Source organism: Micromonospora sp. CA-240977 (assembly GCF_050942285.1).
In the GTDB taxonomy this organism is placed as follows: domain Bacteria; phylum Actinomycetota; class Actinomycetes; order Mycobacteriales; family Micromonosporaceae; genus Micromonospora.
This window is the reverse complement of sequence record NZ_CP192055.1, coordinates 5,298,076-5,318,412: the sequence shown is the minus strand read 5'-3', so window position 1 is coordinate 5,318,412 and position 20,337 is coordinate 5,298,076. Positions and strand designations below refer to the sequence as shown.

The 20,337-nt window shown below is 72.2% G+C and carries 11 protein-coding genes; all 11 read left to right on the top strand.

Going from position 1 to position 20,337, the window contains the following annotated elements:
- The first annotated feature begins 41 nt into the window (after positions 1 to 41).
- From ACQPWW_RS23970 to ACQPWW_RS23920, 11 genes are read left to right on the top strand one after another with little or no spacing between them, the layout of a single operon-like run.
- Positions 42 to 557: a DinB family protein gene (locus tag ACQPWW_RS23970; RefSeq protein ID WP_433125697.1), complete on the top strand. Its 516-nt coding sequence runs from the start codon at positions 42 to 44 to the stop codon at positions 555 to 557.
- Positions 554 to 1,735, top strand: a complete 1,182-nt coding sequence (locus ACQPWW_RS23965) for a cytochrome P450 (protein ID WP_433125696.1) — start codon at positions 554 to 556, stop codon at positions 1,733 to 1,735. Before ACQPWW_RS23970 ends, ACQPWW_RS23965 begins: the two co-directional genes overlap by 4 nt.
- Positions 1,732 to 5,985 (top strand): amino acid adenylation domain-containing protein, encoded by a 4,254-nt coding sequence (locus ACQPWW_RS23960; RefSeq protein WP_433125695.1) that lies wholly within the window; start codon positions 1,732 to 1,734, stop codon positions 5,983 to 5,985. The genes ACQPWW_RS23965 and ACQPWW_RS23960 overlap by 4 nt, the downstream gene beginning before the upstream one ends.
- A gap of 17 nt (positions 5,986 to 6,002) precedes the next feature.
- Positions 6,003 to 10,511, top strand: coding sequence for an amino acid adenylation domain-containing protein (locus tag ACQPWW_RS23955; RefSeq protein ID WP_433125693.1), 4,509 nt, complete (start codon positions 6,003 to 6,005; stop codon positions 10,509 to 10,511).
- The gene (locus tag ACQPWW_RS23950; protein WP_433125692.1) at positions 10,508 to 12,016 is read left to right on the top strand and encodes a GMC family oxidoreductase; all 1,509 of its coding nucleotides are present in this window, start codon (positions 10,508 to 10,510) and stop codon (positions 12,014 to 12,016) included. The genes ACQPWW_RS23955 and ACQPWW_RS23950 overlap by 4 nt, the downstream gene beginning before the upstream one ends.
- Positions 12,004 to 12,831, top strand: a complete 828-nt coding sequence (locus tag ACQPWW_RS23945) for a thioesterase II family protein (protein WP_433125690.1) — start codon at positions 12,004 to 12,006, stop codon at positions 12,829 to 12,831. The genes ACQPWW_RS23950 and ACQPWW_RS23945 overlap by 13 nt, the downstream gene beginning before the upstream one ends.
- Positions 12,832 to 12,859: 28 nt before the next feature.
- On the top strand, positions 12,860 to 13,837 hold the full coding sequence (locus ACQPWW_RS23940) for a metal ABC transporter substrate-binding protein (protein WP_433125687.1): 978 nt from the start codon (positions 12,860 to 12,862) through the stop codon (positions 13,835 to 13,837).
- Complete coding sequence (locus ACQPWW_RS23935) at positions 13,818 to 14,621, top strand: metal ABC transporter ATP-binding protein (protein ID WP_433125686.1); 804 nt, start codon at positions 13,818 to 13,820, stop codon at positions 14,619 to 14,621. The genes ACQPWW_RS23940 and ACQPWW_RS23935 overlap by 20 nt, the downstream gene beginning before the upstream one ends.
- Positions 14,618 to 15,460: a metal ABC transporter permease gene (locus ACQPWW_RS23930; protein WP_433125685.1), complete on the top strand. Its 843-nt coding sequence runs from the start codon at positions 14,618 to 14,620 to the stop codon at positions 15,458 to 15,460. The genes ACQPWW_RS23935 and ACQPWW_RS23930 overlap by 4 nt, the downstream gene beginning before the upstream one ends.
- Positions 15,457 to 17,871 (top strand): hypothetical protein, encoded by a 2,415-nt coding sequence (locus tag ACQPWW_RS23925; RefSeq protein WP_433125684.1) that lies wholly within the window; start codon positions 15,457 to 15,459, stop codon positions 17,869 to 17,871. The genes ACQPWW_RS23930 and ACQPWW_RS23925 overlap by 4 nt, the downstream gene beginning before the upstream one ends.
- Positions 17,868 to 20,330, top strand: coding sequence for an aminotransferase class III-fold pyridoxal phosphate-dependent enzyme (locus ACQPWW_RS23920; protein ID WP_433125682.1), 2,463 nt, complete (start codon positions 17,868 to 17,870; stop codon positions 20,328 to 20,330). Before ACQPWW_RS23925 ends, ACQPWW_RS23920 begins: the two co-directional genes overlap by 4 nt.
- The last annotated feature ends 7 nt before the right edge of the window (positions 20,331 to 20,337 follow it).

Genomic DNA, 20,337 nt, shown 5'->3' with positions numbered 1-20,337 from the left:
CCACCACAAGACCGGCCCCACCCCTACTGCGAGGAGTTGCCATGAGCACGCGAAACGAGCTGCTGATCGACCGGTTCGAGCAGTTGAACGCCGACCTCGTCGCGTTCGTCCGGGACCTGTCGACCGAAGGACTGTCCGCGCCGAGCGCGAACGGCGACGGATCGACTGTCGGTGACGAAATCGCGCACCTCGCCAAGGGTGCCCCGGAGGTTCTCGGCTGGCTGGTCCGCACGACCGACACCGGCGCTCCGGCGCCCCAGCACCTCCACTCCCACCCGCACCCGCACCCGCATCAGCACGGGTCGGGGCAGCACGAGAACGGCGCCGCCGACGGCGACCTGCTGGCCGGCATGCAGGAGTCCCTCGGCGGGGCTGTCGACGTGCTGCGGAAACTGACCGACGAACAGTTGGACGTCGTGCCCCCGGCCGCGCCGGGCATCACGGACGGCACCAAGTCCCTCTACCAGATCGTCGACATGATGATCGACCACCAGGGCGAACACCTCACGCACATGCGGTCGTCGGTGGCCGGCCGGCCCGGGCAGGCGCCGGCATGAGCGACGTGGACGGGCTCCTGACGCACCTGCCCGAGGACCCCTACCCGCTGTACGACGTGCTCCGCAACAAGGGTCGGGTGCTCTGGCTCGACGGCGCGCAGCGGTGGCTGGTGACCGGTCACGAGGAGGCGCTGGCGGTGCTCCGGCACCCGCGGATGTCCAGCGACCGGACCCGCTGGGACGGATACCGGCCCGCGCCGGGGTACGACCGCAGCGCGGGCATGTTCACAATGGACCCACCGGGCCACACCCGACTGCGGGGCCTGGTCCAGCGGGCCTTCACCGCCCGGGTCGTGGAAGGGCTGCGCCCCCGGATCCAGCAGCTCGTCACCGAGTTCCTGGACGCCGCCGAGAAGCGCGGGGAGATCGATCTCATCGCCGACTTCGCCGGGCCGTTGCCGGCGATCGTGCTCGCCGAACTGCTCGGCATCCCGTCCGAGGGACAGCTCCGCTACCGCCGGTGGGCGACGACCATGATGGGGGCCATCGACCCGGTCTCGCACGCGACCTCATCGGAGCAGGCAGCCGCTGGGCAGCGGGCGGACGACGAGTTGACCGCGTACCTCGGCGAGATCATCGCCCTGCGTCGCAGGGACCCTCGGCCAGATCTGATCTCCGCGCTGCTGGCCGCGGAGGAGTCCGGGCAGCGGCTGACCGGGATCGAGCTGCTGGAGATGTGCATCCTGCTGACCGTGGCGGGCCTCGAGACCAGCGTCAACCTGATCGGCAACGGGGTCGGCGCGTTGCTGGCACACCCGGCGCAGCTGGCCCGGCTGCGCGACGAGCCGGAGTTGCTGAACAGCGCGATCGAGGAGTTGCTGCGCTACGACGCGCCCATCCAGCTCTCCGGACGCGTACCGACGGAGGACATCGAGATCGACGGGCAGACCCTGCGCAAGGGACAGATGGTGGGGGTGGTGCTCGGCGCCGCGAACCGCGACGAGCGGGCGTTCACCGATCCGCACGAACTCGACCTGGGGCGGTCGCCGAACAACCACGTCGCCTTCGGCCGCGGCATCCACTTCTGCCTGGGCGCGCCGCTGGCCCGGATCGAGGGCGCCACCGCCATCGGCGAGCTGGTCCGCCGGTTCCCAGGGCTGCGTCCCGCCGGTAAGCCTCAGCGCCGGACCAACCCGCACGTGCGGGGCTTCACCAGCCTGCCGGTGGCGCTGAGATGACAGTGACTCCGCCGACGCGGACCGGGAGGGAAACGGTCGCGCCCGGGCCGGACCGGCCGGCCGGCGACGCGTTCGACGTCCCGGCGGCGACCCCCGCCCTGCTGGCCCGGCTCGCCCGCGACGGTGTCCGGCTCCGTCTGCTGCCCGACGAGCGGTTGGAGGTGGTCGTTCCGGCCGGGGGGATGAGCACGGAGCTACGCGCCGAACTCGTCCGGCACAAGGCCGACCTCGTGCGTTGGCTGGCCTCGGCCGGCGACATCGTCCACGACGCCGGGGCGTTGCCGGCGATCGTGCCGGACCCCGACCGGCTCCACGAGCCGTTCACCCCGTCCGACCTGCAGATCTCCTTCCTGCTGGGTGGACGGGAGGAACTGGAGTTCCACGTCCGGCCGCACCAGTACCTGGAGTTGGACTTCGCCGACCTCGACCCGCAGCGGTTCGAGGCCGCCCTCAACGCGGAACTGCGCCGCCAGCGCAAGAGCATCGTGGTCGTCGGCGACGACCTCGAGCTGCGCACCGTGAGCGACCCCGCGCCGCTGCGGGTGACCATCCAGGACAGCCGGCACCTCGACGAGGCGCAGAGCGCTGAGGTCATCGCCCGGGTACGGGAGCAGATGCGCCGGGCCGAACTGCCACTGGACCGGTGGCCCTGGATGGACGTGCGGCTCACCCGCTACGGCAGGGACCGCGTCCGGCTGCACTACAACAACAACAACTTCTTCAGCGATGGTCCGGGGACGGGCCGGTTCCTCGAGTCCGTGCTGCGCCGCTACCGCGATCCAGGGCTCGTCCTGCCCGAGCTGGAGATCGGATACCGCGACTGTGTGCTGGCACTGGCCGAGCTGGAGCGGTCGCCGCTGGGCGAGAAGTCCAGGACCTACTGGTGCGATCGGATGGCCGCCTGGCCGGACGCCCCGGCGATTCCGTTGGTGTCCGGGGTGGAGACGCGGACCAGGGCCCGGCTGAGCCGGCGGGAGTTCGTCATCGACACCGCCACCTGGGACGCGTTCAAGCGGCGGGCGAGTGCCCGGGGGCTGACCCCTACGAACGCGCTCTACGGCACGTACGCCGAGGTGGTGGCCCAGTGGTCCGGGTCGCGACACTTCCTGCTCAACAACATGGTCACCCACCGGCTGCCGATGCATCCGCAGATCGGCGAGGTGGTCGGCAACTTCGCGTCGCTGTACCCGCTGGAGGTGGACTGGCGACACCGGGAGAGCTTCGCCCAGCGGGCGCTGCGCCTCCAGGAGCAGGTGATGTCCGACCTGGACCACGTCTACTGGAGCGGGGTCAAGGTCCTCCAGGCGCTCAACCAGGTCCGCCGTACCCCGGGCCGGGCGGTGTGCCCGTTCGTTGTCGGAAGTGGCCTGTTCATGGGCGAGCTGGACCGTCCCGTCGTCAGCCATCTGGAGACGCCCCAGGTGCTCCTCGACAACCAGTTCTGGCAGCAGGGCGACGGCTCCCTCTGGATCGTCTGGGACCTGATCGAGGAGATGTTCCCGGCGGGCCTCGTCGACGCCATGGCCGGGGCCCTGCGTACCGCGATCGAGCTGCTGGCCGGGGAGGACCAGGCGTGGGAACGGGAGCACCTGGACCTGCTTCCGGCGGCGCAGCGCGAGCGGCGCGATCGAATGAACCACAGCGATTCGGTCGTCCCGGAGGGACTGCTGCATGACGCCCTGACGCGCCAGGCCGCGGAGCGGCCGGACCACCCCGCAGTGGTCGGGCCCGATGGCGCGGTCAGCTATCGCGAGCTGGCCGAGCGGGCGACGGCCGTGGCGGGCCAGCTCGCCGAGGCCGGCGTCCGGGAAGGCGACATGGTGGCGGTCGTCATGACCAGGAGCGTCGCCCAGGTGGCGGCGGTGTACGGCGTCCTTGCCGCCGGTGGGAGCTACCTGCCGATCGACCCCGGGTGGCCGGCGGACCGCATCCGGTACCTGCTGGAACAGGCCGGGGTGCGGGCCGCGCTGACCGCCGGGGACGGATGGTCCGCCACCGCCGACCTCACCGACCGCCCGGTGATCGCCGCCGACCGGCCCCCGACCGCGACCGGCTCCCCGGCGCCGCGCGTCGTCCGGCGAGCCTCGACGGACACCGCGTATGTGATCTACACGTCGGGGTCCAGCGGCGCGCCGAAGGGCGCGGTGCTTGACCATCGGGGGCCACTCAACACCGTCCTGGACGTCAACCGCCGGTTCGACGTCGACGTCGACGCCGTCGTGTTCGGCGTCTCGTCGCTCTGCTTCGACCTGTCCGTCTACGACATCTTCGGCACCTGCGCCGCCGGGGGCACGCTGGTGCTGCCACCGGGGTCGGGCACCGACCCGGCGGCATGGGTCGAACACGTGATCGCGCATGGCGTCACGGTGTGGAACTCGGTCCCGGCGATCATGCAGCTCTTCGTCGAGGCGGCGCTCTCCGCCGGGCGTACCCTGCCGCGGCTGCGAACGGTGCTGCTCAGTGGTGACTGGGTCCCGGTGTCCCTGCCCGACCAGATCCGCCAGGTCGCGCCGTCGGCCCGGGTGGTCAGCCTGGGCGGCGCGACCGAGGCGTCGATCTGGTCGATCCACCATCCGGTCGACGAGGTGGACCCGTCCTGGGCGAGCATTCCCTACGGTCGCCCGCTGAGCCACCAGCCCTGGCGGGTCGTCGACGCCCTCACTCGCGACCTTCCCGACTGGGTCACCGGTGAGCTTCTCGTCGGCGGCGTCGGTGTCGCCCGCGGTTACCTCGGCGACCCCGACCGTACCGCCGCCGCGTTCAGCACCGATCCCACCACCGGGATGCGGTATTACCGCACCGGCGACCTCGGGCGCTACCTGCCGAACGGGGAGATCGAGTTCCTCGGCCGTGCCGATCTGCAGGTCAAGATCCAGGGTTTCCGGGTCGAACCCGGAGAGGTCGAGCACGTGCTTGCCGCGCACGACGAGGTCCGGCAGGCCGCTGTCATCGCCCGACGGGTCGGCTCGGCGCAGCAACTTGTCGCCTACGTGGTGCCCGAGCAGGGCTGTGCGCCGGAGCCGGCGGACCTGCTCGCCCACCTGGCTGGCCTGCTCCCCGGTTACCTGGTGCCGAGCGTCGTCACCGTGCTGGACGATCTGCCGCTGTCCGCCAACGGGAAGGTCGACCGGGCGGCACTGGCCGGCCTGGCGCCGCTGACGGAGACGGCCCGCCGCCCGCACACCGGGCCGCGTACCGCCACCGAAGCGGCGCTGGCCCAGATCTGGTGCGGGCTGCTCGACCTGGAGTCGGTCAGCGTGCACGACGACTTCTTCGAACTCGGCGGGCAGTCCTTCGTCGCCCTCCGCGCGCTGAACCTGATCCGCCAGCGCCTGGGCGCCGCGGTGCCGCTCGGCGCGCTGCTGGAACGGCGGACCGTGGCGGGGTTGGCGGAGTTCGTGGACGCCGGGCAGGTCGGCTGGTCCCCGTTGGTGCGGTTGCCCGGTCGGGACGTCGGCGAACCCTGGTTCCTGGTGCACCCGGCCGGCGGTGACGTGTTGTGCTACCAGGAGCTGGCCGCTCACCTCGACGGTCCGTGCCACGCCTTCCAGGCACCCGGGCCGGCCGTCGGACGCGCACCGCTGCGGGCGATCGACGCGTTCGCGGACTCCTACCTCGACGCCCTGGTGCAGGTCCGCCCGCACGGGCCGTACCGGCTCGGCGGTTGGTCCTCGGGCAGCGCCATCGCGCTGGAGTTGGCGCACCGCCTTGAGCAGCGGGGCGAGACGGTGGAACGGCTGGCGGTGATCGACGCGCCGGCGCCCGGCACGCCGTTCGTGCCGGACGACGCCACGTTGCTCCTCTGGTTCGTCGAGGACCTGGGCCTGGGGTTCGACCCGGCCAGCGTCGACATCGAGGAACGGCGCCGGTTGGCGGCGCTGCCGGCCGCCGAGCAACTCGACCGGGCACTCACCGTCGCCCGGCAGCGGCTGGGCAGGGACCTCGGCGTCGGCCCGGCAGACCTCGCCGCCACCTGGGAGGTGTTCCGGGGGGTGGTGCTGGCCTGCCACGCCTACTCGGCGCCGCCGGTGCTCTCCGCCGACCTGGTGCTGCTGCGGGCGGGGCGGGGACGGGTCAGCGAGTTCCCCGAGTACGGGGCGAGCCCGGTCGGGCACTGGGGCTGGGCAGCCCGGACGACCGGCCGGATCACCGAACAGGTGCTCGACGCCGACCACCGGGGCGTGCTCACCGGTTCCCACGTACGGGCGGTCGCCAACGCGCTCACCGCCCCCCGACCGGTCGACCGATGAAAGGAGGGGAATCAACCATGGAACAGGACCTGTTGGTCGAGTTGCACCGGCGGCGTATTCGGCTGCAACTGGTGGACGACCGGATCCAGGTGCAGGCGCCCCCGGGCGCACTGACCGCCGAGTTGCGCGAGCAGATCAGCGGTCGCCGCGACGAGCTGGTGTCGCTGCTGCGCGTCGCCGGCGCCACCGAGGAGCACATTCTGGTGCCCCGTCCGGAGGATCGGTACCAGCCCTTCCCGCTGACCGACATCCAGCACGCCTACTGGGTCGGGCACAACCGGGCGTTCGACCTCGGCGGTGTGGCCACCCACTTCTACTTCGAACTCGAACGCGAGGGCCTCGACGTGGCGCGGCTGGAGACCGCCCTCGCGACGGTGATCCGGCGACACGACATGTTGCGCGCGGTGATCGACTCCGACGGCACCCAGCGGGTGCTCAGTGACACGCCGACCTACCGGATCCGCTTCGACGACTACGCCTCGGCCTCCGCCGAGGCGTACGAGGCGCACGTCGCGGGGGTACGGGCCGCGATGGCGCACCAGGTCCTTCCACCGGATCGATGGCCACTGTTCGAGATCCGGGCCTCGCGCCACGAATCGAGGGTGCGGCTGCACATCAGCCTCGACCTGCTGATCATGGACGCGTACAGCTTCGAGCTGTTCTTCCGGGACTGGCGCGCCTGTTACGAGAAGCCGGACCAGGTGCCGCCGCCGTTGGCCATCAGCTACCGGGACCACGTCCTGGCGGAGCGGGCCGAGCGCGAGGGGCCGCGCTACCGGGCAGCCGAGACGTACTGGCTGTCCCGGGTGGACGACCTGCCGCCCGCACCGGAGCTGCCGCTGCTGCGGCAACCGGCCCACCTGGACCGCACGGAGTTCACCCGCCGGCGGGCGGCCCTGCCCGCGGACCGGTGGCGCGCCATCAAGCAGCGTGCCCGCGAGCGCGGCGTGACGCCGTCCGCCGTCCTCCTTGCCGCCTTCGCCGACGTCCTGCGGCTCTGGTCCAAGCAGCCCGACTTCACCCTCAACGTGACACTGTTCAACCGTCCGGAGACCCACCCGGACCTCGCGCAGGTCATCGGCGACTTCACCTCGCTCACCCTGCTGGAGGTCCAGGACACGTCCGACCTTCCGTTCGCCCGTCGGGCCACGGCCGTGCAGGACCAGCTCATGCGAGATCTGGAGCACCTGTCGTTCAGCGGCGTCCGGGTGTTGCGGGAGCGACTGCGGCGCAACGGCCCGGGTCCGGGCTCCTCGATGCCGGTGGTCTTCACCAGCGCGCTCGGGCTCAACGGCGAGTCGGACGCGCCGAACAACATGGCCTGGTTCGGCGCCTACACCTACGGCATCAGCCAGACCCCGCAGGTCTGGCTGGACCACCAGGTGACGGAGGAGGCGGGGCAACTCGTCTACAACTGGGACGCGGTGGAGGCACTGTTCCCGCCGGGCCTGCTCGACGACATGTTCGCCACCTACGCGGCGTTGCTGGAGCAGCTCGCCGGACCGGAAGGCGTCTGGGAGGACCCCGACCTCGCGCCCACGCCACCCGACGCGCACCTCGCCGAGCGGCGCGCGGCCAACGACACCGCCGGCCCGCTCTCCGACCGGACCCTGGTCGACCTCTTCGTGGCGCGGGCCCGGCAGGACCCGGAGCGGCAGGCCGTGCTGTCTGACGACGGCTGCCTCACCTACGGCGCCCTGCTCCGGCGGACGGAGGAGCTGGCCTGGCGACTGGTGGCACTCGACGTCGCCCGGGACCAACCGGTCGCGGTGGTCCTGCCCCGACACCCCGACCAGGTCTGCGCGGTCCTCGGCGTGGTCGCCGCCGGCGCGCCCTATCTGCCGGTGGACCCGCAGTGGCCCACCGCCCGCCGGCACCAGCTCATGACGTCGGCCGGGGTGCGGGTCGTGGTGACGGACCGTCGGCACCGCGACGACCTCGACTGGCCCGAGGGGGTGACGGTAGTGGCGGTGGACGACCTCGGGCCCGCCTCCGCGCCGCCTGGCACGTTGCCCACCGGACCGGCCGCCTCCGACCTGGCGTACGTCATCTACACCTCCGGTTCGACGGGCACGCCGAAGGGCGTGACGATCGACCACCGGGGTGCGGTCAACACCGTCCTCGACATCAACGACCGGTTCTCCGTCACCGGGCGGGACCGGGTGCTCGCGGTGTCCGCCCTCAGCTTCGACCTGTCCGTCTACGACATCTTCGGACCACTGGCCGCCGGTGGCGCCGTGGTCGTGCTGACCGCCGCGGCGGCGCACGATCCCGTCCACTGGTCCGAACTCGTGGCCCGGTTCCAGGTCACGGTCTGGAACTCGGTGCCGGCGCTGATGCGGCTCTGGCTCGAGTCGGGGGGCGCGGCCGAGGCCGGTCCGCTGCGGCTGGCGCTGTTGAGCGGCGACTGGATCCCGGTGGGCCTGCCCGACGCCGTACGGGCGCACTTCCCACAGGCGGAGGTGGTCAGTCTGGGCGGTGCGACGGAGGCGTCCATCTGGTCCGTCTGCTACCCGGTCGCGGCAGTGCCCGAGGACTGGGTGCGGATCCCGTACGGCCGCCCCCTGCGCAATCAGCGGCTGCACGTTTACGACCACCGGCTCGGTGAGCGGCCGATCTGGGCGGTCGGCGAGATCTTCATCGCCGGAGTCGGCCTCGCCCGCGGCTACCGGGACGACGCCGTTCGGACCGCGGAGCGCTTCATCACGCACCCGCGCACCGGTGAACGCCTCTACCGCACCGGCGACCTTGGGCGGTACCTGCCCGGCGGCGACATCGAGTTCCTCGGCCGGGAGGACTTCCAGGTAAAGATCAACGGTTTCCGCATCGAGCTCGGCGAGGTGACGGCCGCCCTGGAGAAGCAGCCCGGGGTGGGCGAGGCGCTGGTCCGCGTCGACACCAACCCGGCGACCGGGCGACGGCACCTGGTGGCGTACGTGGTGCCGACGGAGGGCGAGGGGCAGGGGGCCGGGGCGCTCGACCCGCACGGCTGGCAGCAACTGCTGGATGGTGGACGGGATGCGCTGACGACCGAGTTGGAGCTCCGCAAGCCGGACCTCGTGGAGTTCGACGGGGTCTGGGCGTCCCTGACGTCGCTCTGTCTGCCCGTGGTTGCCCGCACCTTCGCCCAGCTCGGGGCGTTCGACCGGGCCGGCGCGGAGGTGACGGCCGAAGAGGTGGTGGCGACCGCTGGCGTCCGGCCCGAGCATCGGGGCCTGGTGTGCCACTGGCTTGAGGCGTTGACCGGCGCAGGGTTGCTCGACCGGACGGGGTCCGAACGGTACCGCTGCCGCGAACGGTTCGACCTGGCCGCCCTGGACACGACGGTGCGGGCCGGCTTCGCCGACCTTGCCGCCAACGGGCCCGGCCGCGTCCTCGCCGACTACCTGGCGGCCTGCGCCGAGCGGCAACTGGACCTGCTGCGGGGGCGGGTCAACCCGCTGGAGCTGCTGATGCCGGAGGGCGGGTTCCACGTCACCGGGATGCTGTACGCCGACAACCCGGTCTCCCGGGTGCAGAACGCCGTTGTCGCAGCAGTGGTGGCGCGGGCCTGCGCCGCCGGGGCGACCCGGGTCCTGGAGGTCGGGGCCGGCACCGGGGCGACCACTGCGCACGTGCTCGCGGCGCTACCGGCTCAGGGCGTGCGGTACCGGTTCACGGATGTCTCGACGTTCTTCACCGAGCGTGCCCGGCGCGTGTTCGCCGACTACCCGTTCGTCGACTTCAGCCCTTATGACGTGGACCGTGAGCCGGCTGGTCAGGGCATCGCGCCAGGCTCGATGGACGTCGTCGTCGCGGCCAACGTGCTGCACGACGCGCGAGACCTGTCGGTGACACTGCGCCAGCTGCGGGGTGTTCTCTCACCCGGCGGCGTGCTCGTGCTGCTGGAAGGGACCGAGAACACCCTCCTGCAGACCATCACCGTCGGCTTTCTGGAGGGGTTCTCCCGGCACGCCGGGCAGCGGGATCTTCCGCTGCTCACCGCCCCCGAGTGGCGGGAGGAGCTGACCGCGGCCGGCTTCACCCGGGCGGCGGCCATCCCCGGCGACCGTCCGGTGACAGCGGCCCTGGCCCAGCACGTCCTGGTCGCCGTGGCGCCGCCCGGTGGAGGCGTCGACGCGGCGAAGCTGCGCGCCGGGGTGGAGGAGTTGCTGCCCGACTACATGGTCCCGCACCACTACTTGCCCATCGGCCACATCCCGTTGAGCGCCAACGGCAAGACCGACCTCGCCGCCCTGCCGGACCCCTGGAACGTGGTGGAGCCGACGACGGCGACGCCACCGCGTACCGACACGGAGACCACGTTGGTGGAGATCTGGCGGGACGTGCTCGGGCGGGCGGACTTCGGCGTGGACGACAACTTCTTCGAGTTGGGCGGGGACTCGCTGCACGCGGTGCACATCCTCACCCGGGTGCGGGACGCCTTCGCGCTGCTGCCCGAGGCGGAGGCGGGCCTGCAGGTGTTGTTCGAGAACCCGACAGTGGCGGCGTTCGCCGCGGTCCTGGACGGGCGTTCGGTCCGATGACGACGTTGGCGGTGGAGGAGACGGAGTGGGACGACGTCGTGGTTGGCGCCGGCAGCGCCGGCGCGGTGCTCGCGGCTCGCCTCTCCGAGGACGCCGGGCGGCGGGTCCTGCTGCTGGAGGCCGGCCCGGCGGGCCCCGTGGACCGGACCGGGCATCCCGTGCTCAGCGGCGCCAACTGGGAGCACCCGGCCTGGCAGCGGGAGGCAGGGGGCCGGCGGGTGCCCTATCCGTTGGGGCGCGGACTGGGTGGCTCGTCGACGGTCAACGGCGCCATGGCGTTCCGGGGGTCCGCCGCGGACTTCGACGGGTGGGCCCTTGCGGGTAATCCCGAGTGGAGGTGGGACCGGGTCGAGCCCTACTTCGCCCGGCTGCTCGCGGACGCAGGGCAGGGGTACGGCCGGGTCCCGGCGGTGCGCCCGGCGCAGGAGCAGCTGAGTCGGGTGTCGTCGGCGTTCCTCCGGTCCTGCGTGGCGCTGGGGCTGCCCCGGGTCGAGGACCTCAACGCCGGTGACGAGCCCGGCGTGGGCGTGGTGCCGCGCAACCTTCGGGCGGGCCGGCGGGTTTCGGTGCTGGACAGTCACCTGCTGGCGGCCGGGGATCGACCCGGCCTGACCGTGCGGACCGAGAGCACTGTGGATCGGGTGCTGCTCGCCGACGGCAGGGCGGTGGGGGTGAGGGTCGTCTCCGATGGGCGTGCGCGCCTGGTCGGCGCGCGGCGAGTGACGTTGTGCGCCGGTGCCGTGCACACCCCGGCCATCCTGCAGCGCTCCGGGATCGGCCCACGTGCGGTGCTGGACGAGTGCGGCATCGAGACCACCGTCGACAGCCCGGGCGTCGGGGCGAACCTCGCCGACCACCCGGCCGTCGCCCTCTGGGCCCGGCCCCGACCCGGCGTGTGCCACGACGGTGGGGAGTGGCACGAGGTGATGGCTCGGGCGTCCACCACCGGTGGCTCGTGTGACGTCTCGCTGTTCCTGCTCGGCAACGTACCCGCCGAGGGGTTGCCGCTGGTGGGCCATGCCCTCGGCGGCGGTCTGGCGGTCGGGGTGTCGACGATGCTGATGCGTCCGACGTCCCGTGGCTCGGTGCGGGTCGTCGGGCCGGACCCGCAGGCGCCCCCGGACATCCGGTTGGGCCTGGCGGCCCGGTCCGAGGACGTCGACCGGCTGATGGCCGGGGTGCGGCTGGCCTGGGCGACGCTGACCGGCCCGGCGATGTCGCCGCTGGTGGACCGGGTCATCGCCTGGACCGGTCGGATGGTCGGTGACGACGCGCTGCTGCGGCCGGCGGTGGAGACGTTCGTGTCGCCGACCTGGCACCCGGTGGGCACGGCCCGGATGGGGCCGGCCGAGGACCCGACGGCGGTCGTCGACCAGTACTGCCGGGTGCGCGGGGTGGGCGGGCTGCGGGTGGTAGACGCGTCGGTGATGCCCGCGGTGCCCGGTGTCCCGCCGAACCTCATCTGCATCTGCCTCGCGGAACGGGTGGCCGTATGGATGGCGTGATCAACGCGGGGCGGGCCCCGCGTCCGGAGCGGTGGGCCGTCACCTGGCGGCCGGCCCCGCGCGCGGCGATGCGACTGTTCTGCCTGCCGCACGCCGGCGGTGGCGCGGCCACCTTCCGGCGGTGGGCCCAACTGCTCGCCCCCGACATCGAGGTGGTGGCTATCCGCTTGCCGGGCCGGGAATCGCGGCTCGCCGAGCGACCCTGTCAGCGCATCGATCAGCTCGTGCCAGCCCTGGTGCGGGACCTCGAACCGTGGCTCTACAAGCGGCACGCCTGGTTCGGTCACAGCATGGGCGCCGGGGTGGCGTTCGAGGTGTGCCGGCTGATGCGCCGTCTCGACCTGCCACCCGCGGAGCGCCTGATCGTCGCGGCGGCGCCGGCGCCGCAGTTGCCGCGTCGCGAGCCGCCGGTCCACGACGCCCCGGTGGGTGACCTGCTCGGTCGCCTGCGGGAGCTGAATGGGACGTCGGCCGAGGTGCTCGACGAGCTGCCCATGCTCATGCCGCTGATCCCGATGCTCCGGGCGGACTTCGCGCTCGCGGAGAACCACGCCTACCGGCCGGAGCATCCGTTGCGCCTACCGATCTCGGTCTACGGCGGCACCGCGGACGAGTCGGTGAACGACGAGGAGCTGGCTGCCTGGAGGCACCAGTCGAGCCTTGACACGTCGGTCCGGCTCTTCGACGGAGGCCACTTCTTCGTGCACGACGCCGACGGGGCGGTGCCGCACGCAGTCGCCACCGACCTGCTCGAAGCGGGCAGGTCCGACCATAACGAGAACAACGGGGGGCTTCATGTCTCGTACCAGTGTTGACCGGAAGGGCTGGCGGGCGGCGTCTTGGGTGACGGCCACGGCGGCTGTTTCGCTGGCTCTCGGTGGCTGTTCCGGGGAACCGGCCCGCAAGGATGGCGAAAAGCTCCGGGTCGTCACCACGGTGGCGCCCCTGACCAGCATCATCGCCAGCGTCGGCGGAGGCCGGATCGAGGTCGACGGCCTGGTGCCGGAGGGGGTCAACAGCCACACCTTCGAACCGCCGCCGAGCGCCAGCCGGTCCTTCGCCAACGCGGACGTCATCTTCATCAACGGCCTCAAGCTGGAGGATCCCACCCGGGAGCTGGCCGACCGGACCAAGCGCTCGGATGTGGCGGTGGTCGAGTTGGGCACGAGCGCGCTCCCCGAGCCGGATTACATCTTCGACTTCTCGTTCCCGAAGGAGGACGGCAAGCCGAACCCGCACCTGTGGACGGACCCCACGTACGCGGTCAAGTACGCCGAGAAGGTCCGGGACGTGTTGACCGGGCTGGACCCGGACGGGGCGACGGTCTATCGGGAATCCACCGCCACCTTCGTGGCTCAGGCCAACGCCCTGACGGAGGCGATCCGCGCCGACCAGGAGTCGCTCCCCGCCGACCAGCGTGAGCTGTTGACGTACCACGACGCGTACGCCTACTTCGCCCGGACGTTCGGGTGGCGGGTGGTCGGCGCGATCCAGCCCCGAAACTTCGAGGACCCCACCCCCCGCGAGATCGTCGGCCTGATCGACCAGGTGCGGCGGGAGGAGGTGAAGGTGATCTTCGGGTCAGAGGTGTTCCCATCCCGCGTGCTGGAACAGATCGGCAAGGCCACCGGCGCCCGCTACGTCGACGTGCTGCGCGACGACGACCTACCCGGTAAGCCCGGTGAGCCGGAGCACTCCTGGCTCGGGCTGATGCGCTTCGACTACCTCACCATGATCGAGGCGCTGGGTGGCTCGGCGCCCCGGCTGCGCACCCTCGACGTGAACCAGGCAGGGGCGGACCATGCCCGCTACGCCCAGTAGCCCGCAGGCGTCGCCAGTGCTCGCCGCCCTGCGCGGTGTCGGGGCCGGGTACGACGGCCGACCGGTCCTCACCGACCTGGACCTGACGGTCCCCGCGGACGCCTTCATCGGTCTGGTCGGCCCGTCCGGCTCCGGCAAGACGACGCTGCTGCGGCTGCTGCTGGGCACCGTCCGGCCCACCCGTGGCGAACTCTTCCGCGCACCCGGGCTCACCGTCGGCTACGTGCCACAGCTGGAGAACGTGAATTGGGACTTCCCGGTCACCGTGGGCGAGTGCGTGCTGATGGCCCGCCGTCAGTCCCGGTGGTGGCCACGGCCGGCCCGGCAGGAACGCAACGAGGTCCGTGAGGTTTTGGAGCGCCTCTCCATCGACCACGTCGCGCACCGCAAGATCCGAGAGCTCTCCGGCGGTCAGCAGCAACGGATGTTCCTGGCCCGCGCGCTGCTGCAGAGACCCCATCTGATCCTGCTCGACGAGCCGACCAGCGGCGTGGACGTGGTCACCCGGCACGACATCCTGCATCTGCTGGCGACGCTGAACCGGGAGGGCCTGGCCATTCTGCTCACCACGCACGATCTGAACGGCATCGCCAACCATCTCCCCCGGGTGGTCTGCGTCAACAAGACCGTGATCGCTGCCGGCTCGCCGGTGGAGGTGATGACGCCGCGGGTGCTGGAGCGCACGTTCGGGGCGCGGATGGAGGTGCTCGAACACCTCGGCATGCTTGTCGTGATCGACGGGGCCAAGCCGAGGCCCGACGGTCAGGAGGTCACCATCTCGTGAACGCCCTCGAAGCCCTCCTCGACCCCTTCCGGTACCAGTTCTTCGTCAACGGTTGCATCGTCGCCACGGTCGCCGGTGCGCTCTGCGGGATGACCGGCGTCTTCATCACCCTGCGGGGGATGTCCTACATCGGTCACGGCCTATCGCACGCGGTCTTCGGCGGGTTCGCCGCCGCCTCGATCATCCAGTTCAACTACTACCTCGGCGCGGGGGTCTGGGGTCTGGTCAGCGCTGTGATGATCAACCGAGTGGCCCGGGGACGCGGGATCGGCTCGGACGCGGCGATCGGGGTGGTCACCACCGCCTCGTTCGCCCTCGGCGTGGCTCTGTTGACCGCCTTCGGCAGCCGAGGGCCGTCCTTCGACGCCGCGCTCTTCGGTTCGATCATCGGCGTCCGCGCGGTCGACGTCTGGGTGGTCATCGGGGTGACCGCGCTGACCGCCGCCTTCTTCACCGCCCGGTACCGGGCGCTGCTGTTCACCACCTTCGACCCGGAGGTGGCCAGCGCGACCGGTGTGCGGGTCGGTCGCATGGACGCGATGCTGATGGCGGTCCTGTCACTCGCGATCCTGTCCACGTTGACGGTCATCGGGGTGACGTTGGTCGCGGCCACCCTGGTCGTGCCGGCCGTCACGGCGCGGATGCTGGCGCCGACCTTCGGCCACATGGTGCCGCTGGCGATCGGCATCGGTTCCGTCACCGGCTTCCTCGGCATGAACGCCAGCTACCACGCCGACGTCCCCAGCGGCACCACAATCGTGCTGGTCGGGGCGGTGTTCTTCGTGGTTGCCTACGTCGCCAGCGCGTCGCGGGTGCGGCATTGGCGGATGGCTCGGTGAGCGCGGCGGCGGCCGTTCGGCCGCGGCCCGCGGAGCGGCTTCTGCTGGTGTTGGTCACCGACCGACCGGCACTTGTGGACGCGGCGCGGATCGCATTGCGGGACCTGACCGACGGCTCGTCCCGGGTGGCGCGCACCGACGTCACCCGGTCGGTTCCGCAGTCACCGGACGAGCCGGGCTACCGGCTGGCGGTGGACCGGGCGCGCCGCTACCTCGACCAGGTGCTTCCGGCCGCGGAGCTGCGGTTGTGCGTACTCGATTCGGTGGCCGACCTGGCGAAGCTGCGCGCCGACGGCACCGGGCGTTCGCTGCTCGCGCTGCTCGTGATCGATCATGCCGAGCATCGGCGGCCCCCCATCGGCGGCGACGACCTGGACCGACGGTTGCGTACCGCCGCTGCCGACCTCGACGTTGTCGAGTTCCGTCCCTCACCGGGAACGGTCCACCGCTATGTCGAAGCGGACGACCAGGTGGCGTTCGCCGCCGGGCTGTGCACGATCCGGTGGCCACCGACGCGGCCGTGGGTGGTGGCGGCCGACCTGGTCTGCTCGTTCACCGATGCGCTGCAACTGGCCGGGTTCAGTCGCTTCCACGGCACGCCCCCCACCGGGTTTCTCGTCGAGGCACTCGCCGGATTCCTGACCCGGCGGGCCGGCGCCGGCTGGGGCCTGCACAGCTACACCGGGTCGGTGGTGTCGCCGGTCATCGACACCCTGGAGAGGTACGCGGCCCGGCACGGCAACCCGGTGGTGCCCGGCCCGAGCGAGCACAGTCTGGCGTGCTCAGCGCTGGCCCGCTGGCAGCTCGGCGGCCACTCGTTCCTGATCGTGGTGACAAGCGGAATGTCCGACGAGTTCCGGGGCACCCTGGCGAACCTCCGTTCGGCCCGGGCCCGTGGATTCATCCTCTGTGCGGAGTCGCGCGCCGCCCAGTGGCACCCGTTCCAGGGCACCGTGCACGCCACCGAGGACGCCCGCGCGGTCCTTGCGGCGCGTGGCCTCCAGGTGGCGTATCTGGACGATCCGGCGACAGTGGAGGCGGCAGTGGACCGGGCCATCGCCGCGTACGAGCGGGACGAGGGGCCGGTCGTGCTGCTCGTCAGCCGGGAGGTGCTGGAGACGCCCGGCCCGGCCACGGCCCGGCCGACGTCGGTGGCCCGGCCGGCTCCGGCGGTGGTCGCGGGGGACATCGACGAGCTGGTACGGGTGGTCAACCAGGGGCCGGCACGGATCCTGTGCCAGGCCGGACCGCTCAGCCCGACCGCTCGGGAGCTGCTGCTGACGCTCGCCCGCCGGGCGGGGCTGGCGCTGGCCGACAGCCTCACCCACCCCGGCACCGTCTCCCGGTATGTCGACGGCGTGCCGGTGCCGGAGTACCTCGGCACGCTGAGCCTCTACGGGCACTCGGCGCGGGTGTACGACTTCCTGCACTCCGACGGCCGACTCCGCCCGCCTGCGGAGCAGGCGCTGATCTTTCTGAACACCCGGATAGCCGAGATCGACACTCCGTACTCGCCGCTGCTGCTGCGTCGCAGCCGCCCGATCCAGGTGTACGAGCGGGCCGAGGACCGGGCGCCGTTCATCGCCGCCGGGCTGCGGGGCAGGGCCGAGGAGGTGCTGCGGATCGTCCTCGACCGCCTCGACGTGCCGGACGACCTGCTGGCGCGGCGCCGGGCGGCAATCGACGCGGGGCGGGGCCACGCTGCCGACGTGATCGGCGCGATCCCGGTCCGACCGATGTCACCGAACTACTTCTTCCGGCAGTTGGGTGGCGTCCTGGAGCACCTGATCGAAGACCTGGGATATCGCTACACAGGTGTCTTCGACGTCGGTCGTGCCGGGCTGAGCGCGGTGTGCAACCTGCCGCGCACCGGGCCCGGGTTCTCCGGCTGGTACGGGCGGGCGCTGATGGGTGACGCGCTCCAGGCGCTGCCCGGTGTGCTGTGCCACCGCCCCGACAACGTGCTGGCCGTGGTCGGGGACGGCGCGGCGGCGCTGGTTCCGGACATCGTCCCGACGTTGGTCCGGCAGATCGTCGTCGATGGGCACGCGCTGCGCGGCAACGTGAGCCTGTTCCGGTGCGTCAACGGCGCCCACTCGGTGATCCGGACCTACCGGGAGGGGCTCCAGCCGGCGGGCGTCAGCGGACAGACCGGGGTGCTGAGCCTGCTGGACGGTGACTGGGTCCGGCGGATCGGCGGGCAGACCGTACGGCACCGGGTGGTGCTGGACGTCGCTGACGCGGCGCTTGCGGATCGGCTGACCACGCCCGGGGTCATCGACCTGTACTCGGTGCTGCTCGGGCACAACAACGAGGGCGACGGTCTGAGTCGCCTCGCCGCCCTCAGCTGGCAGCGTCCCGCCCTGGCCGGCGCCCGCCCGGCTGGTCACTCGACGAAGGACAGCGGATGAGGTTCGGTTTTCTCGCGCACGCGGTGACCCCGCAGCAGCGGGCTCAGGTGCGCGCCATGGCCCTGGTGGGTGACGTGTGGGCCGACCGTGCGGGCCGGCCGGCACGGCTGGGGCCGGTACGGCTGCCGGCCTTCACCACCGTCGAGTCCGACGCCGGAGGCCGCTGCACCGGCGACGTCAGGTACCTCCCGCACAGCGCCGCCGACCTGCTGGGCCGGCCCGGAGAGGCGTCCCGTTTCGTTGCCACGCAGGTCCGTCGACTCGCCGACGCGGGCGCCGAACTGGTCGGCCTGGGCGGTGCGACGTCCATTGTGGGCAGCCGGGGTGTCGCCACGGCCCGGCGCGCCGGGGTCGCCGTCACCAGCGGCAACTCGCTTACCGCGTACGCCGCGCACGCCCTGGTCACGACCCTGTTGGCTCGACTCGCAGTGCCGCCGGAGGAGGCCGAGATCTGCGTGGTGGGCTGGCCGGGGACGGTGGCCGGGGCGATCGCGAACCGGTTGCTCGCCGACGGCTGCCGGCTCGTGCTGGTGACCCGCCCCGGCCGCCCCCCGGGGTCCGAGCGGGAACGGCTGCCGGCGGTGGACCGGGTCACTGTCACCGAGGACCTGGCCGGCAGCCTCGCTCGCACCCGGCTGGTGGTCGCCGCCTCGTCGGCGGGCGGGCTGATCGATCCGGCGGTGCTGCTCCCCGGCACCGTGGTGGTGGACGTGGCCCTGCCCCGCGACGTCGCGCCGGGCGCCGGGCACCGCTCGGACATCCTCGTCCTGGACGGGGGGCTGGTCCGGACCGACGAGCGGATCCGGTTCGACGGCAGCAACCTCGGACCGACCACCCAGTTGAACGGCTGCCTGGCGGAGACCGTGGTGCTCGCCCTGGACGGGAGGGCGGAGTCCTGGTCGCTCGGACGGCACCTCGAGCCCGGGGCGGTGACGGAGATCGGGGAGATGGCCCGGCGGCACGGTTTCTCGGCGGCCCCACCGGCCCGGTACGGGCGCGAGGTGCCAGTGGAGCGGATCGAGGGGTTGGCCCGCTGGCACGGGGGCCGGCGGCGGTCGACCGAGGACGCCACGCACCGGGCCCGCCGTCAGTTCCGGTCCTGGGTCAATCCGCCGCTGGCCGGGCTCTACGCCGCGCACGGCCTGGACCGGGTCTTCGTGAGCGGGCGTGGATCGCGCCTCACCGATGCCGAGGGCAGGGACTACCTCGACTTCGTTGCCGGCTTCGGCAGCCTCAACCTGGGGCACAACCATCCCGCGGTGGTCGGCGCGGTCCGCCAGTTCCTGGACTCGGCGGCGCCCACCTTCGTGCAGTACACGTCCGTGCCCGCGGTGACGGCGCGACTGGCGGAGCGGCTGTGCGAGCTCGCCCCGGGGGAGATGGGCCGGGTCTTCTTCAGCAACTCGGGCGCGGAGGCCGTCGAGGCCGCGCTCAAGGTGGCCCGGGCGGCGACCGGCCGCACCCGGTTGGTCTACACGGCGAACAGCTACCACGGCAAGACCTTCGGGGCGCTCTCGGTCAGCGGTCGGGAGTCGTACCAAAAGCCCTTCGTGCCGCTGCTGCCGGACTGCGTGGCTGTCCCGTACGGCGACGAGGCGGCGCTGCGCGGGGCCGTGGTCGGGGCCGCCGCTTTCATCGTGGAGCCGGTGCAGGGGGAGGGGGGCGTGGTGCTGCCGCCGCCCGGCTACCTCGCCGCCGTGGCGCGTATCTGCCGGGCGGCCGGCGCGGTGCTGATCGTCGACGAGATCCAGACGGGTCTCGGCCGGACCGGGACGCTCTTCGCGTGCGAGCGCGAGGGGGTCCGTCCGGATGTGCTCTGCCTGGCGAAGTCCCTCTCCGGCGGTCTCGTGCCGATCGGGGCGACCCTGGCGACAAGTGAGGTGTGGGACGCCGCCTACGGCAGCTCCAGCCGATCGTTGCTGCACACGTCCACCTTCGGCGGCGGAAATCTCGCCTCGGCCGCCGCGCTGGCGACCCTGGACGTCCTGCTGGCCGAGGACCTGCCGGCCCGGGCGGCCACTGTCGGTGCGCGGCTGCGTGCGGGGCTGGCCGGGGTGCGCGCGGAGCACGATTTCGTGGCTGACGTCCGTGGCGTCGGGCTGATGAACGCGATCGAGTTCGACGGCGGTTACGCGGGGGCGATGACCGCACTGACCGACGAGGTGCTCACCCGGGCGCCCGGCGACCTGCACGCCCTGGCGGAGACCCTCCCCGACGACGTGCGGACGGCGCTGCGCCGGGCCGCCAGGGCCGTGGAGGACGCCCTGGGTGACCTGCTGTGCCTGCGGTTCGTCGCGAACCTCGCCCGGGACCACCGGATGCTCACCTTCGTCACCGCCAACCGCAACCAGGTGGTGCGGATCCAGCCGCCCCTGGTGCTCACCGAGGACGAGGCGGACCGGTTCGTCGAGGCCGTCGGCCTCGTCTGCCGTTCGCTCGACCAGACCACCCTGCTCTGAAGGAGTT